This is a genomic window from Methylobacterium adhaesivum, assembly GCF_022179065.1.
In the GTDB taxonomy this organism is placed as follows: domain Bacteria; phylum Pseudomonadota; class Alphaproteobacteria; order Rhizobiales; family Beijerinckiaceae; genus Methylobacterium; species Methylobacterium adhaesivum.
This window is the reverse complement of record NZ_BPQD01000025.1, coordinates 88,428-102,255: the sequence shown is the minus strand read 5'-3', so window position 1 is coordinate 102,255 and position 13,828 is coordinate 88,428. Positions and strand designations below refer to the sequence as shown.

Below are 13,828 nucleotides of genomic sequence, written 5' to 3'. Positions count from 1 at the left end.
CGCCGCGCGGCCCCACGAGCCATATCGGCGAGGCGCTGCCGCGCGGCTCGAAAGGCCGTACCGGCCGGACGTGACTCTGAGCACCGACACATTCCAGCAAACCCCCGACTCTGCTCCGCTTCATTCCTATCCCCGCACAGATCGGTTTCCCATCGATGTCCGGCAAGGCCGACCCCGCCCGCAGCCCCTCCGCCATTTCCCTCGCCGGCCTCGATCTCAGCCTCGGACGCGGTGCGGCCCGCGTCCACGTCCTGCGGGGAATCACCCTCGATGTCGCGGCGGGCGAGGCGGTGGGCCTCGTCGGTCCGTCGGGCTCCGGCAAATCGACTCTCCTTATGGTGATCGCCGGCCTGGAGCGTCCGGATTCGGGCTCCATCGTGGTGGAAGGCACCGATCTCGGCGGCCTCGACGAGGATGCCCTGGCGCGGTTTCGCGGTCGGCGCATCGGCATCGTGTTCCAGGCCTTCCACCTCGTGCCGACCATGACGGCCCTGGAGAACGTGGCGCTGCCCCTCGAACTCGCCGACAAGCCCGAAGCCCAGGCACGGGCCAAGGCGGAACTCGAGGCCGTCGGCCTCGGCCACCGCCTCCACCACTATCCCGCCCAGCTCTCGGGCGGCGAGCAGCAACGCGTCGCCATCGCCCGGGCCATTGCGCCCGATCCGGCGATCCTCGTCGCCGACGAGCCCACGGGCAATCTCGACGAGGCGACGGGCCGGCAGATCGTCGACCTGCTGTTCACCCTGAAGCGCGACCGGGGGGCCACCCTCGTTCTCGTGACCCACGATCCCGGCCTCGCCCGGCTCTGCGACCGGACCGTGAGCCTGCGCTCCGGTCGCGTCGAAGCGGCCCTGGCGGCCTGATCATGCACGGAACCGTCACCGCCGCGCCCGCCCGCGTCCGCCGACCCGGCCTGCCCCTGACGTTGCGCCTCGCCTTGCGGGAGCTGCGCGGCGGCCTGTCGGGTTTTGCCGTCTTCATCGCCTGCATCGCGTTGGGCGTCGCCGCCATCGCGGGCGTCGCGTCCATCGCCCGCTCGCTGACGGATGGCCTCGGACGCGAGGGCGCGCGCATCCTCGGTGGCGACCTCACCTACAGTCTCATCAACCGCGAGGCGACGCCGGAGGAACGCGCCGTGCTCTCGGCGCAGGGGCGGGTCACCGTGGTGACGACCCTGCGCGCCATGGCGCTTGCCGGCGGCGACAAGGGCGCGGCGCTCATCGAACTCAAGGCCGTGGCGGACGGCTACCCGGCGACCGGCGATCTCGTCACCGAACCCGCCGCCCCCCTGGCGAGCCTCCTCGCCGAGGAGGAGGGGGCCTACGGCGCCGTCGTCGATCCCGTCCTCCTCACCCGCCTCGACCTCCGGGTCGGGGACCGCATCACCGTCGCGGGCACACCGATCGTGATCCGCGCCACCCTGGTCTCGGAACCCGACCGCATCGCCAACGGCATCGGCTTCGGTCCTCGGGTCATCGTGTCCCGCGCCGCCCTCGATGCCACGGGTCTCGTCCAGCCGGGCAGCCTCAACCGGTGGAGCTACCGTCTCCAGTTGCCGGATGTGAGCGATGCCGAGCTCGCACGCCGCGCCGCCGCCATCGCGGCCGCCGCTCCCGAGGCCGGTTGGGAAATGCGTGCGCGCTCCAATGCCGATCCGCGCTTCGCCAAGAGCATCGAGCGGTTCACCCAGTTCCTCACGCTCGTCGGCCTCACGGCCCTCATCGTCGGCGGCGTCGGCGTCGGCAATGCCGTCGCGGCCTTCGTCGAGCGCAAGCGCGGCTCTATCGCGACCCTGAAAAGCGTCGGCGCCCCCGGCGGGCAGGTGGTCGCCCTCTACCTCACTCAGGTGATGCTCATCGCGGGGCTCGGCACTGCCCTCGGCCTCGGCATCGGTGCGGGCCTGCCCTTCGCCCTCGATGCCCTGTTCCACGACGCCCTGCCGCTCCCCCTGAACCCGACGGTGGCGCCGGGCGAGCTCGTCCTCGCGGCCGCCTACGGTCTGTCGACGGCCCTCGCCTTCGCGATCACGCCCCTCGGCCGCGCCCACGACATTCCCGTCTCGGGGCTGTTCCGCGACGTGGTCGATCCGGGCTCGGTGAAGACCCGCTTGCGCTACCGCGTCATCCTGGGAGCCGCCCTGGCCTTCCTCGTCGCCCTCGCCCTCGTCACCGCCTTCGACAAACGCCTGGCCCTCATCTTCATCGTCGCCGCAGCCGTCGCGTTCGGCCTACTGCGACTCGTGGCGTTCGGCATCATGGCGGTGGCGCGACGGTTGCCGCATCCGCGTTCGGCCGCGCCCCGCCTGGCGCTCGCCAACCTGCACCGGCCCGGCGCGCTCACCCCGGCCATCGTCCTGTCTCTCGGGCTCGGCGTGACGCTCCTCGTCGCCCTCAGCCTCATCGATGCCAATGTCCGCAACACCCTGAGCAACTCCCTGCCGGCCCGGGCCCCGAACCTGTTCTTCCTCGACATTCCGGCCGCCGATTCCGACAGCTTCCATGCCTTCCTCGGGGCTCAGGCGCCCGGCGCCAAAATCGAGCGCGTTCCGATGATGCGGGGGCGGATCACCGCCCTCGACGGCGTACCCGCCGCCGCGATCAAGCCCCCCGAGGATGCCGCCTGGGTTCTCGACGGCGACCGGGGCATCACCTACGCGGAGGATATCCCCGAGGGCTCGCGCCTCGTCGCCGGCACGTGGTGGAACGCCGAGGAGGCCCGCACACCCCTCGTCTCCTTCGACGCCGAACTCGCCCGCAGCCTCAACCTCGCCGTGGGAAGTACCGTGACGGTGAACGTCCTCGGGCGGACCCTGACCGCCAAGGTCGCCAACCTACGCAAGGTCGAATGGCGCTCACTTGGCATCAACTTCGTGATGGTGTTCTCGCCCGGCACCTTCCGGGGGGCGCCGCACTCGGATCTCGCGACCCTCACCCTGCCGAACGGCCCCGACGCGAAGGCGGAGGCGGTGATCCTGCGCGACGTCGCCCGGGCCTACCCCTCCGTCACCAGCATCCGGGTCAAGGAGGCCCTGGAAGCCGTCAACGACGTCGTCGGCAAGCTCGTCCTGGCAATCCGGGGAGCGAGCGGCATCGCCGTGGTGGCGAGCCTGTTCGTCCTGGCCGGTGCCCTGGCGGCGGGCCACCGCGCCCGCCTCTACGACGCCGTGGTGCTGAAGGTGCTCGGCGCGACGCGGGGCCGGCTGCTGGCCGCCTACACCCTCGAATACGGGGCTCTCGGCCTCGCCACGGCCCTGTTCGGTCTCCTCGCCGGAACCCTGGCCGGGTGGATCATCGTCACCCGGGTGATGAAGCTCGACTTTACTCTCGCTCTCTCCGGTCCCCTCGTAGTCGCTGCCGTGGCGGTGGCGTTCGCCATCGTTCTGGGCCTCGCTGGAACCTGGCGCATTCTCGGTCGCAAGCCGGCTTCCTACCTGCGTCAGTTCTGACTGAAATGAGGTCGACGAGATTTAATCCCGGATTAACTCAATAAAATCTGGCCCCAGCACTTCCAGAATCACCCGCCCGAAGCTCGGCCGGCCTCTTGTGCGATGGGTGAGGACGGAACATATTTCCGGTTGAGGCATCCCAGGATGCCAGAGGTCCTGTGCGTGAGCCTCGCTTCGTAAAATCACACGCTGAGAGAGTTTCCAAAGGAATCTCCCATGGCATTCGACAACAGCCCCTTCCGGGTCGGCGCCCAGCCGACGGGGTACACAGGCACTCAGGTCGATATCGACCAGGGCCTGCGCACCTTCATGCTCGGCGTCTACAACAACATGGTCATCGGCCTCGGGATCTCGGGTCTCGTGGCTCTCGGCCTCAACATGGCCTCCATCGCCCAGACGGCGACCGGGCGCGTGGCCCTGACGCCGTTCGGCCAACTCCTCTATACCAGCCCGCTCAAGTGGGTGATCATGCTGGCGCCGCTCGCCTTCATCTTCATCTTCTCCATGCGGATGGACCGCATGTCGGCGGCCTCCGCCCGCATGACCTTCTTCGCCTTCGCGGCGGTGATGGGTGCCTCGATGTCCTCGCTGCTCCTCGTGTTCACGGGTGCCAGCGTGGTGCGGGTGTTCTTCATCACGGCGGCGACCTTCGGCGGTCTCAGCCTCTACGGCTACACCACGAAGCGTAGCCTGTCGGGCATGGGCTCGTTCCTGATCATGGGCCTCATCGGGCTCATCATCGCCTCGGTGGTGAACATCTTCATGGCCTCCTCGGCCCTGCAGTTCGCCATCTCGGTCCTCGGCGTGCTCATCTTCGCCGGCCTCACCGCCTACGACACCCAGAAGCTGAAGGAGATGTTCCTCTACAGCGGCGCGGATGCCGAGGGCGCGGCCAAGATGTCGGTCAACGGTGCCCTGACGCTCTATCTGGACTTCATCAACATGTTCCAGATGCTGCTCTCCCTCCTGGGCGATCGTCGCTAAGACGACACGCAATCGTATGAACGAAAAGGCCCCGGCGGGTGACCGCCGGGGCCTTTCATGTTCCGCGACCGATCCAATCACACGGCCCGTAGGGGTGGCTCCAGCACGGAGATCACGCGGGCGAGGTCCTGTCCGCGCTTCATCACGAGGCCGGACGCGGCCACGACCGCGTAGGCACCCTGGCGCCGCGCGAGCTTGGGATCCTTCTCCACCCGGTAGAGCGGCATCTCCGAACTGCGCCGGTAGATCGAGAACACCGCCTTTTCGCGCCGGAAGTCGAGGGCGTAGTCGCGCCATTCGCCCGCCGCCACCATTCGCCCATAGAGGTTGAACAGCACGCGCAGTTCGGCCCGGTCGAAGGCGATCTGCGGAGTGACGGGCGCCGAGGGGAAGGGGATGATCCGGGCCGCGGGCTCGGATAGCCTGGGTTCGACGCTGGTCCTCTCGCTCATCGTCACTCCTGATCCTGCCTGTCATCAAACCGTGATGATGGTCCCGCCCCCAGGCGCCCGCAAGGGTGACATCGGACGCGCAGGGTCGCGCATGAAGACGGGCGATCCCGGTTGCGCCGGTGCGAGAGCGCACCGATCCCATTTCTGCCGCCGAAATGCCGTGCCGCCGCCGTGATGACACGGCACACCTGTTGCCGAACCTCGTCGGTTCCGTCGGCCGGTCCGGTGCCCGAACCTTACGCTCCCCAGCGCTTGGGTACGGGACCGGCCTTCACGGGAGCGACACTCCAGAGGTTTCGAGACCCAAGGACTTCAAGGCCGCCTCCCCGGAGCGCGGCCTTTTTTTCGGGCCTATCCGTGCCCGAGGGGCTATGACGGGCCGCGCGCTTCTCGTGGGACGACAGGTCTTGGTCCAGTTCGATGCCGGCTTTCGTCAAATCCTCGCGGATCTGTTCGCGTGGCGCCGTGACGTGCGCCGCTTCCGCGACGATCTCGTCGACGACGCGCTCCTGCGCCGATGCCTCGACCTCGCCGCCCTCAGCCCCTCGGTGGGCAACAGCCAGCCCTGGCGCTTCGTCCGGGTGGCCGACCAAGCCCGGCGCGCGGAGGTGACGCGGAGCTTCGAGCGCTGCAACGCCGCCGCTGCCGAGGGCTACACGGCCGACCGACGCGACGCCTATGTCCGCCTCAAGCTCGCGGGGTTGCGCGAGGCACCCGTTCATCTCGCGGTGTTTTGCGACGAAGGCGCGGAGACCGGTCACGGCCTCGGACGCGCCACCATGCCGGAAATGCTCCGCTACTCCGTGGTGGGCGCCGTGCAGACCTTCTGGCTCGCGGCTCGGGCCCACGGCCTCGGCGTCGGTTGGGTGTCCATCCTCGAACCCGAAACCGTGTGCACCGTCCTCGACGTCCCCTGCACCTGGCACCTCGTGGCCTATCTCTGCGTCGGCTTCCCCGTCGAGGAGCATGCCGACCCCGAACTCGTACGCCACGGCTGGCAGGCACGGATCGCGGCGGCGGCCGCCCTCGTCGAGCGTTAATACGCGATCAAGGTTACGTTGACCCGAACACGAATCGGATTCTTCGAAGACGCGCCGCGCGAACCCTCTTTACCGTCTTCGCAAGTCCTACGTGGTTCTCCCCCGCCCACAGCGTGGCCTAATCGGAACGGCAACCTTGGCCGTGAATTGTCCTCGTCAGTACAGTCGAGCTGACGGAGACGAGGTCCATGGTTGGTGTGAAGCAGTGTGCCGTCGCGGCGTTGGCTTGCGCCCTCGCGACCATGCCGGCCGCAGCCCGCGAGGTGGTGGCATTCCAGGAGGATGTCGGGCCCGGCACCGTGGTCGTCCATACAGCCGCGCGCCAACTCTACTTCGTGAATGGCGACGGCACGGCGATCCGCTACCCCGTGGCCGTGGGCAAGCCCGGCAAGCAATGGACGGGCGCGCGCGAGATCGACGGCAAATACGTTCAGCCCGCTTGGTCGCCGCCCCGCGAGGTCAAGCGCGACAACCCGCGCCTGCCCGACGTCATCGCTGGCGGCTCGCCCCACAATCCCATGGGCTCGGCGGCCCTGACCCTGTCGGGGGGCGAATACGCCATCCATGGGACCAACCGGCCGAGCTCCATCGGTTCCTACGCCTCGTATGGCTGCATCCGGATGTACAATCAGGACGTGGTCGATCTCTACAGTCGAGTCTCCGTCGGCACACCGGTCTACGTGGTGCGCTGATCCGGCTTCAGCCGAAAGGGTGTCGTCAGAAGTCGACGGCGATGCCCTTGATCTCCCAATCGTCGTAGCGGACCGGCTCGAGGCCGCCCCGGCCTTGGCGCTCGCGTGCGGCGGCGATCTCGGCCGCCTTCGCATCGATCGCCTGTCGGCGCGCCTCGGCTTCGGCGAGAGCCCGGCTGGCGGCGGCCGAGAGGGGCGGGCGGCCGGGGTTTTGTGGATCGGCGTTTTCCGTGTCGACGTTTTCCGTATCGTCCTGCATCGGCATGGCTTGCATCTCGGCGGCGCGGGGTGAAAGGGCTGTGGAACGCAGGCCCGGTTCGGGCGGAGCTTAACGGAGAAATGGCCCTCATGGCGACACGCCGCAACGCGGAGGGGCCGACGACGGTCATCGACCGCACCGTCGCGGGCCTCGCCGCCCGCCAGGTCGCCCATGGTGCCGTGGCCGATCTCCTCGGCGGCGCCCACGCCTTCGCGTTGGAGGATGCCCTGGCCCAGGCCGGGCGCCACGCCGGGCTCGACCCCGCCGATGCCGCCCTGGCCCGGGCCATCGCCACGGCGACGTTCCGGCGCCTCGGATACCTGAAGGCCGTCCTGGCCGCGCGGCTGTCGCAGGGCCTGCCCGAGGGCCAGCCCCGCCTCGTCGCCCTGCTCGCCACGGGCGCGGCGCAGATCCTCGACCTCAACGTGCCCGACCACGCCGCCGTCGATCTCGGCGTGCGCCTCGCCAAGGGCGACCCGCAACTCCAGCACCTGTCCGGACTCGTGAACGCGGTCCTGCGCCGGATCGTCCGCGAGCGCGCCGAAATCCTCGGCGCCCTGAGCGATCCGCTGGCCGACAACACCCCGGACTGGCTCGCCGGACGCTGGCGCGCCGCCTACGGCGAGACCACGGCCCGGGCCATCGCGGCGGCCCATCTCGACGGGGCGGCCCTCGACATCACGGTGAAAAGCTCGGCAGCCGATTGGGCCGAACGCCTCGGCGGCACCGTCCTGCCGACGGGGAGCGTGCGCCTGCACGACGTCCGCTCGGCGGTGAGCGATCTGCCCGGCTACGCGGAGGGCGCCTGGTGGGTGCAGGATGCCGCCGCGGCGATCCCGGCCCGGCTGCTCGCCGTCGGACCCGGACAGCGCGTGGCGGACCTCTGCGCCGCGCCGGGGGGCAAGACGGCGCAGCTTGCGGCGGCCGGGGCGACGGTGGTCGCCGTCGACCGCTCGGCACCGCGCCTCGAGCGCCTGCGGGACAATCTCGGCCGGCTCGGGCTGGAGGCGGAGATCCGCGTCGGCAACGCCCTCGACGTCGAGGAGCCCGGCGGTTTCGATGCCGTCCTCCTCGATGCGCCCTGCTCGGCCACCGGCACCCTGCGGCGGCACCCGGACGTGGCCTGGACTAAGCAGAGCGACGACATCCTGCGTCTGGCCGCCCTGCAGCGGCGGCTGTTCGATCGGGCAGCCCTCCTGGTCAAGCCCGGCGGCCTCATCGTCTATTGCACCTGCTCCCTCGAACCGGAGGAGGGCGAGAAGCAGGTGCGCGACTTCCTCAAACGCAACGACGGGTTCGAACGGGTACCGGTGACGGCGGACGAGGTCGGTGGTCTTTCCGAGTCCATCGACGCGCAGGGCGATCTGCGCACGCTGCCCTCGCATCTCGGCGGCACCACCTCCGAAGGCTCCGGCGGCCTCGACGGCTTCTTCGCGAGCCGCCTGCGTCGGAACGCCTGAGCCCAACGCAAAAAGGCGACCGCGAAAGCGGTCGCCGCAGCAGAACAGCGTTGCAAAAATAAAAAGGGCGAGCCGTCACGGCTCGAACCCGACCACCGATTTCTTCGGTCCAAAAGAAACCTGGTGGAGCTGAGCGGGATCGAACCGCTGACCTCCGCAGTGCGATTGCGGCGCTCTCCCATCTGAGCTACAGCCCCGTTCCGGGGTGCGGGCCTTTTAGGCTCGCATACGCCGGCCTGTCAATTCCGGAAATCCTGCCGCTGTGCGTGCGCGCGACCCGCGCCCGGAGCGCTGGACCACGAGGACCTCGATTTCCCGCATGAACGCCTTTCTCTGGCTCTTCGACACCGTCGTCCAACTCTACATTTACGTGCTCATCGCCAGCGCCGTCCTGAGCTGGCTGGTGGCGTTCAACGTCGTGAACGTCCGCAACCCCATCGTGTCGCAGATCGGCGAGGTGCTCTATCGGTTGACCGAGCCGGTGCTGCGCCCGATCCGCAACATCCTGCCCAATCTCGGCGGCGTCGACCTGTCGCCCATCGTGCTGGTGCTGCTGCTGCTGTTCGCGAGCCGCCTGCTCCACGAGTTCCTTCCGGTGCAGACCACCGTCTATATGCGCTGAGCCCCACCCCTGGCAGGCCGTTCGAGGCCTGCCGCAGCCTTCGAACGGTCGCGCGGGGCGACGCGGGACTGGAATCCGCCCTCGCGACAGTCGCCAACAGGACGATCCGCTCCCATGAAGACCAATCCCGGCCGCTTCTTCGAGGATTATCGCCTCGGCGAGACCATCCGCCATGCCACCCCGCGCACGGTGACCACGGGCGACGTGGCCCTCTACACGGCGCTTTACGGACCGCGCTTCGCGGTGCAGTCGTCGGACGCGTTCGCCAAGGCGATCGGCTACCCGCAGAGCCCGCTGGACGACCTCCTCACCTTCCACGTGGTGTTCGGCAAGACCGTTCCGGACATCTCGCTCAACGCCCTGGCCAATCTCGGCTATGCGGAGGGCGGGTTTCGCCGGCCGGTCTATCCGGGCGAGACTCTGTCTACGGTCTCCGAGGTCATTGGTCTGAAGGAGAGCTCGAACCGCCAGACCGGCGTGGTCTACGTTCGGTCCACGGGTTCGGACGCCAACGGCGAGACGGTTCTGAGCTACTGCCGCTGGGTGCTCGTGAAGAAGCGCGACCCGGAGGCGAAGATCGCCCAGGAGCACGTACCGACCTTCGCCAAGTTCGTGTCGCCGGCTGACCTCGCCAGCGCCCTGCCGCCATTGGAAACCGGCGCCTACGACTACGATCTCGCCGGGAGCCCGCACCGCTTCTCCGACTACGCCGTCGGGGAGAAAATCGACCACGTCGACGGCATGACCGTCGAGGAGGCAGAGCACCAGATTGCCACGCGGCTGTTCCAGAACACCGCCAAGGTCCACTTCGACGCCTTTGCCACGAAGGATACGCGGTTCGGCCGGCGGCTGATCTACGGCGGGCACGTGATCTCGCTCGCGCGCGCCCTCAGCTTCAACGGCCTCGCCAACGCCTTTGCGATCGCCGGCATCAATGCCGGGCGCCACGTGGCGCCGCTGTTTGCCGGCGACACCGTCTATGCCTGGAGCGAGGTGCTGGACACCGCCGAACTGCCCGGCCGGTCCGATGTCGGGCTCCTGCGCCTGCGTACCGTCGCGACGAAGAACCAGCCCTGCGGTGCCCACCCCGACAAGCAGGGGGACGTCTACGATCCGTCGGTGATCCTCGATCTCGACTACTGGGCATTCATGCCCCGCTGATCACGGGCCGACGAAGAGACCGACCACGGCGTGCCTCAGGGGGTTCGCCGGGTCGGACAGCAGCCGAAGCGCCATGACGCAGGCGATGGTCACGAGGAGCGGCCGGATCAGCCGGGCGCCGAGGCGGATGGCGAGGCGGGCGCCGATCTGGGCACCCAGGATGGCGCCGAGGGCCATGACGAGGCCGACGGCCCACACCACGTGGCCGCCGAAGGCGAACAGGGCGAGACTGCCGACATTGCTCGCGGCGTTGGCGAGCTTGGTGTGGGCGGTGGCCCGCACCACGCCGAGGCCCAGCAGGGTCACGAAGCCGATCATGTAGAAGGCGCCGGCCCCCGGCCCGAACACCCCGTCGTAGAATCCCACCATGGGCGCCCAGGTGAGGGCGAACAGGGCCGGGGTCATCCGGGCCGCGGCGTCCTCGGAACTCATGCGTCGGGCCGTGGCGAAGTAGATCGCGATCCCGATGAGCAGGATCGGTACGCCGGCGTCCAGCACCGGCCGGGGCAGCAGACTCACGCACAGGGCGCCGACGATGGAGGCCAGGGCCGCCGAGACGGCGATCTTCCAGGCCGCCGGCCAGTGGATCAGACCGCGCCGCGCGAAGGCATAGGTCGACGAGACCGCACCGGCCGAACCCTGGAGCTTGTTGGTCGCGATGGCGCTCACGGGATCGAGGCCGGCGAGCAGCAGGGTCGGCAGGGTGAGGAGACCGCCGCCGCCCGCGATGGCATCGACGCAGCCCGCCGCAACCGCCACGGCGAACAAACCGGCGAGCAGGCCGGGATCGATACCGAAGATCATGTGCCCTCTGGCGATGGTTCAGGTTGGGCCGACCAGGGGAGGGCACGGGGTCTCGACCGAGGCGCGCTGGAGCCGGGCGCCTCGATCGACGAAGAGTCAGTTGCGGACGACGACCTTGGTGCCGACCTTCACCCGGTCGTAGAGATCGACCACGTCCTTGTTGGTCATGCGGATACAGCCGGACGAGACCGCAGCGCCCATGGTCTCGGGCTCGTTCGAGCCGTGGATGCGGTAGAGCGAGGAGCCGAGATACATCGCGCGGGCGCCGAGCGGATTATCCTGGCCGCCGGCCATGAAGCGCGGCAGGTCGGGGCGGCGTGCCAGCATCTGCGCCGGGGGGCGCCAATCCGGCCATTCCTTCTTCATGGTGACGGTCTTCTGGCCCGACCAGGAAAAGCCCTGGCGGCCGACGCCGACGCCGTAGCGCACGGCCTGCCCGCCACCAAGCACGTAGTAGAGACGGCGCTGGCTCGTGGAGACCACGACGGTGCCGGGCCTTTCGGCGCCCTTCCAGGCCACGGTCTCGCGCGGGATCGCCTGCTCCCGGAAGATGTTCATGAAGTCGGCGATGGGACCGCTGTCGAACGGGTTGCCGGCCTGCGCATCCGGCGCCGCGACGAGGGTGAAGGCGACCGCCAGGGCCGATGCGGCGAGGCCGCGACGCGTCTGCATGATGTTGTCCTCCAGCCGAAGCGAATCCGTGCCGGAACGGCATCGAACCCGGCAGGCAGATGGTCGGGGCGGGCAGACTTGGCCGCCGGGGCGGGAGCGGTCAACCACGCCGGGGGCGAAGCGATCGACCTGTGTGATCTCGGCAACGCCCGGGCTTGTTCCGTGACGGCCGCAACGGCAACCCGGCAGCGCGGCGATATCAGGGCCTTGACACAATGCCGCAGGAACTTGTTGCGGGATCGCAAACATACCAGTGTTGGACCTGTGAGAGGTCCTATCCCCCATCCGACGCCGACGATCGGCGCTTTGTTCGTTCGTCCACCCCGCGGCTCTGGCCGGTGGGGAGCGCTGACCTGTCTCCTTCGGCTACTCACCCTGCTTCTGGTCATTTGCCCGGCGTTGATACAGGGGGGCTCGTTCGACGCCGCGTCGTCCCCACCCGAGGTTACCGTCGTCCTGAGCAGTAGCGCGAGTGCGTCCGACGAGACCCCACAGCTGACGCGGCTGGGCAACGAGGTCGACGATCTGCGCGAAGCCGTCGCGGGTCCTATGCCAAGACTCGCTGCCCTCACCCGGACGTCGACGGCCTTCGCGCCCCGCCGCATCGACCACGCCGGCAAGCAAGGCGATCATCCCCCCGACAGGCCGCCCCGATCCGCAGGCTGACGGAAGGCAGGCGCCTCCGCGCGCCATGCCTTAACCGATCGGCATGGTGTCGGCCCTAGGCTTCCGCCGGGGCGCAGCCTCGTCCGATTTCATCTCGCTGTCGTCGGTTCGCCTGAATCGTCGTTCAGACGGGACGCCGAACGGCCTGGCCGCCGCCCCCTCGATGCAGCCTGCATCCTTTCGTCCGGGCTCGCCCCATGTGGCCCGACGCTCGCTACGCGACCCTTCCGATCCCGGAGGCGGGACTGCGTGGACCTTTGAACGCCGTGGTGTCGTCCCGTCCGCTCGGGATGCACCACGACTGAATTTCGCAGGAGCGAAACGATCGTGACGTCCCCCTCCACACGCATGCTCCGCGCACGGACGACCGCCGTCGCCGCCGGCATCGTCCTCGTCACCCTGTCGGCCTGTAACCAGAAGCAGGCGGCGGCTCCCGTCCCGTCTCCGCCACCGGAGGTGAGCATCGTCACCGTGCGCGAACAGCCGATCCCGTATGTGCGGGACCTCCCCGGCCGCGTGGCACCGATGCGGATCGCCGAAGTGCGCTCGCGGGTCTCGGGCCTCGTGGTGAAGCGGACCTTCGAGCAGGGCAGCTTGGTCAAGGAAGGCGACGTTCTCTACAAGATCGATCCGGCGCCGTTCGAGGTCGAATTGCAGAGTGCGGAAGCCGTGCTCGCCCGCCAGGAAGCCGCCCTGGTCCTGGCCCGCCAGCAGGCCGACCGCCTGGAGCAGCTCCTGTCGCGCCAGACGGCGAGCCAGGCCCAGTATGACAGCGCCTATGCGGGCCTGAAGCAGGCCGAGGCCGAGGTCGCCGGGGCCAAGGCCGCCCGCGACCGGGCCAAGCTCAACCTGAACTACACCGACGTACGCGCCCCGATCTCAGGCCGGATCGGCCGCGCGCTGCTCACGGAAGGCACCCTGGTGGACCAGGGGGCCGCCTCGAACCTCGCCACGATCCAGCAGCTCGACCCGATCTACGTCGACATCACGCAGTCCGTGGGCGAGCTGAACAAGCTGCGGCGGGACCTCGCCAGCGGCGAACTCTCGCGGCTTTCGGCCGACACGGCTAACGTCCATCTCATCATGGACGACGGGTCGCTCTACGGCTCGGCCGGACGGCTGCTGTTCTCCGACGTCACAGCCGATCCCAGCACCGGTCAGGTGACCCTGCGGGTGCAGTTTCCGAACCCCCACGACGAGCTGTTCCCCGGCATGTACGTCCGCGCCCGGATCAAGCAGGGCATCGACACCGACGCCCTCGCGGTTCCCCAGCAGGCGATCCAACGCACCAGCGACGGCAAGCCCGAGGTCTGGGTGGTGCGCGACGACGACAAGGCGATGCTGCAGCCCGTCGAACTCGGTCCCGTGGTCGACCGTCAGTGGATCGTTCGCGACGGACTCAAGGTTGGCGACCGCGTGGTCGTCGAGGGCGTCCAGAAGATCTCCGCCGGCCAGCAGGTGAAGACCGTGGATCTGCACCCCGCCACGGAGGAGACCAAGCCGAAGCCCCGCGATACGGACGTGCCCGAGCAGAAGCCCGGGCCGCAATCGGCCGCCGAGGTGCGCTGAAC

13 protein-coding genes and 1 tRNA gene are annotated in these 13,828 nt (G+C 69.0%); 9 read left to right on the top strand and 5 right to left on the bottom strand.

The genetic code is table 11. The features are described 5' to 3' along the window. Positions 1-155 precede the first annotated feature (155 nt). The 3 genes from MFF01_RS16855 to MFF01_RS16845 all read left to right on the top strand — a co-directional run bounded on the left by MFF01_RS16855 (position 156) and on the right by MFF01_RS16845 (position 4,429). On the top strand, positions 156-863 hold the full coding sequence (locus MFF01_RS16855) for an ABC transporter ATP-binding protein (RefSeq protein ID WP_238227194.1): 708 nt from the start codon (positions 156-158) through the stop codon (positions 861-863). A gap of 2 nt (positions 864-865) precedes the next feature. After that, positions 866-3,445: an ABC transporter permease gene (locus MFF01_RS16850; RefSeq protein WP_238227193.1), complete on the top strand. Its 2,580-nt coding sequence runs from the start codon at positions 866-868 to the stop codon at positions 3,443-3,445. Positions 3,446-3,661: 216 nt separating this feature from the next. Then, positions 3,662-4,429: a Bax inhibitor-1/YccA family protein gene (locus MFF01_RS16845; RefSeq protein WP_238227192.1), complete on the top strand. Its 768-nt coding sequence runs from the start codon at positions 3,662-3,664 to the stop codon at positions 4,427-4,429. A gap of 77 nt (positions 4,430-4,506) precedes the next feature. Here the strand turns inward: MFF01_RS16845 and MFF01_RS16840 are convergent, their stop codons facing one another. Continuing rightward, complete coding sequence (locus MFF01_RS16840) at positions 4,507-4,881, bottom strand: DUF2794 domain-containing protein (RefSeq protein ID WP_238227191.1); 375 nt, start codon at positions 4,879-4,881, stop codon at positions 4,507-4,509. A gap of 371 nt (positions 4,882-5,252) precedes the next feature. Here MFF01_RS16840 and bluB point away from each other — a divergent pair, with 371 nt between their 5' ends. Both bluB and MFF01_RS16830 read left to right on the top strand, forming a co-directional pair. Next, entirely contained in the window at positions 5,253-5,921 is a 669-nt protein-coding gene (gene bluB / locus MFF01_RS16835; RefSeq protein ID WP_238227190.1) for a 5,6-dimethylbenzimidazole synthase, read from the top strand. A 188-nt stretch (positions 5,922-6,109) separates the two neighbouring features. Then, entirely contained in the window at positions 6,110-6,613 is a 504-nt protein-coding gene (locus tag MFF01_RS16830) for a L,D-transpeptidase (protein ID WP_238227188.1), read from the top strand. A 25-nt stretch (positions 6,614-6,638) separates the two neighbouring features. Here MFF01_RS16830 and MFF01_RS16825 read toward each other — a convergent pair whose 3' ends face one another. Continuing rightward, entirely contained in the window at positions 6,639-6,872 is a 234-nt protein-coding gene (locus tag MFF01_RS16825) for a DUF1674 domain-containing protein (RefSeq protein WP_238227281.1), read from the bottom strand. An 89-nt stretch (positions 6,873-6,961) separates the two neighbouring features. On the opposite strand from MFF01_RS16825, the gene MFF01_RS16820 reads away from it, so the two are divergent. Further along, positions 6,962-8,332 (top strand): RsmB/NOP family class I SAM-dependent RNA methyltransferase, encoded by a 1,371-nt coding sequence (locus MFF01_RS16820; protein ID WP_238227186.1) that lies wholly within the window; start codon positions 6,962-6,964, stop codon positions 8,330-8,332. A gap of 121 nt (positions 8,333-8,453) precedes the next feature. Here MFF01_RS16820 and MFF01_RS16815 read toward each other — a convergent pair. Beyond that, a tRNA-Ala gene (locus tag MFF01_RS16815) sits at positions 8,454-8,529 on the bottom strand. A 122-nt stretch (positions 8,530-8,651) separates the two neighbouring features. Here MFF01_RS16815 and MFF01_RS16810 point away from each other — a divergent pair. Together MFF01_RS16810 and MFF01_RS16805 are read left to right on the top strand one after the other, a co-directional pair. Then, positions 8,652-8,954 (top strand): YggT family protein, encoded by a 303-nt coding sequence (locus MFF01_RS16810; RefSeq protein ID WP_238227185.1) that lies wholly within the window; start codon positions 8,652-8,654, stop codon positions 8,952-8,954. Between the two features lie 114 nt (positions 8,955-9,068). Further along, positions 9,069-10,115 (top strand): MaoC family dehydratase, encoded by a 1,047-nt coding sequence (locus tag MFF01_RS16805; protein WP_238227183.1) that lies wholly within the window; start codon positions 9,069-9,071, stop codon positions 10,113-10,115. Here the strand turns inward: MFF01_RS16805 and MFF01_RS16800 are convergent, their stop codons facing one another. Both MFF01_RS16800 and MFF01_RS16795 read right to left on the bottom strand, forming a co-directional pair. Further along, the gene (locus tag MFF01_RS16800) at positions 10,116-10,919 is read right to left on the bottom strand and encodes a TSUP family transporter (protein ID WP_238227181.1); all 804 of its coding nucleotides are present in this window, start codon (positions 10,917-10,919) and stop codon (positions 10,116-10,118) included. It lies immediately after the preceding gene. Between the two features lie 96 nt (positions 10,920-11,015). Continuing rightward, positions 11,016-11,591: a L,D-transpeptidase gene (locus MFF01_RS16795; protein WP_238227179.1), complete on the bottom strand. Its 576-nt coding sequence runs from the start codon at positions 11,589-11,591 to the stop codon at positions 11,016-11,018. 1,014 nt (positions 11,592-12,605) lie between these two features. On the opposite strand from MFF01_RS16795, the gene MFF01_RS16790 reads away from it, so the two are divergent. Further along, positions 12,606-13,826: an efflux RND transporter periplasmic adaptor subunit gene (locus tag MFF01_RS16790; protein WP_238227280.1), complete on the top strand. Its 1,221-nt coding sequence runs from the start codon at positions 12,606-12,608 to the stop codon at positions 13,824-13,826. Positions 13,827-13,828: the final 2 nt, after the last annotated feature.

Coding starts and splice junctions, on each gene's coding strand:
- MFF01_RS16855 (WP_238227194.1), top strand. CDS start 156: ATGTCCGGCAAGGCCGACCCCGCCCGCAGCCCCTCCGCCATTTCCCTC.
- MFF01_RS16850 (WP_238227193.1), top strand. CDS start 866: ATGCACGGAACCGTCACCGCCGCGCCCGCCCGCGTCCGCCGACCCGGC.
- MFF01_RS16845 (WP_238227192.1), top strand. CDS start 3,662: ATGGCATTCGACAACAGCCCCTTCCGGGTCGGCGCCCAGCCGACGGGG.
- MFF01_RS16840 (WP_238227191.1), bottom strand. CDS start 4,881: ATGAGCGAGAGGACCAGCGTCGAACCCAGGCTATCCGAGCCCGCGGCC.
- bluB (WP_238227190.1), top strand. CDS start 5,253: ATGACGGGCCGCGCGCTTCTCGTGGGACGACAGGTCTTGGTCCAGTTC.
- MFF01_RS16830 (WP_238227188.1), top strand. CDS start 6,110: ATGGTTGGTGTGAAGCAGTGTGCCGTCGCGGCGTTGGCTTGCGCCCTC.
- MFF01_RS16825 (WP_238227281.1), bottom strand. CDS start 6,872: ATGCAGGACGATACGGAAAACGTCGACACGGAAAACGCCGATCCACAA.
- MFF01_RS16820 (WP_238227186.1), top strand. CDS start 6,962: ATGGCGACACGCCGCAACGCGGAGGGGCCGACGACGGTCATCGACCGC.
- MFF01_RS16810 (WP_238227185.1), top strand. CDS start 8,652: ATGAACGCCTTTCTCTGGCTCTTCGACACCGTCGTCCAACTCTACATT.
- MFF01_RS16805 (WP_238227183.1), top strand. CDS start 9,069: ATGAAGACCAATCCCGGCCGCTTCTTCGAGGATTATCGCCTCGGCGAG.
- MFF01_RS16800 (WP_238227181.1), bottom strand. CDS start 10,919: ATGATCTTCGGTATCGATCCCGGCCTGCTCGCCGGTTTGTTCGCCGTG.
- MFF01_RS16795 (WP_238227179.1), bottom strand. CDS start 11,591: ATGCAGACGCGTCGCGGCCTCGCCGCATCGGCCCTGGCGGTCGCCTTC.
- MFF01_RS16790 (WP_238227280.1), top strand. CDS start 12,606: ATGCTCCGCGCACGGACGACCGCCGTCGCCGCCGGCATCGTCCTCGTC.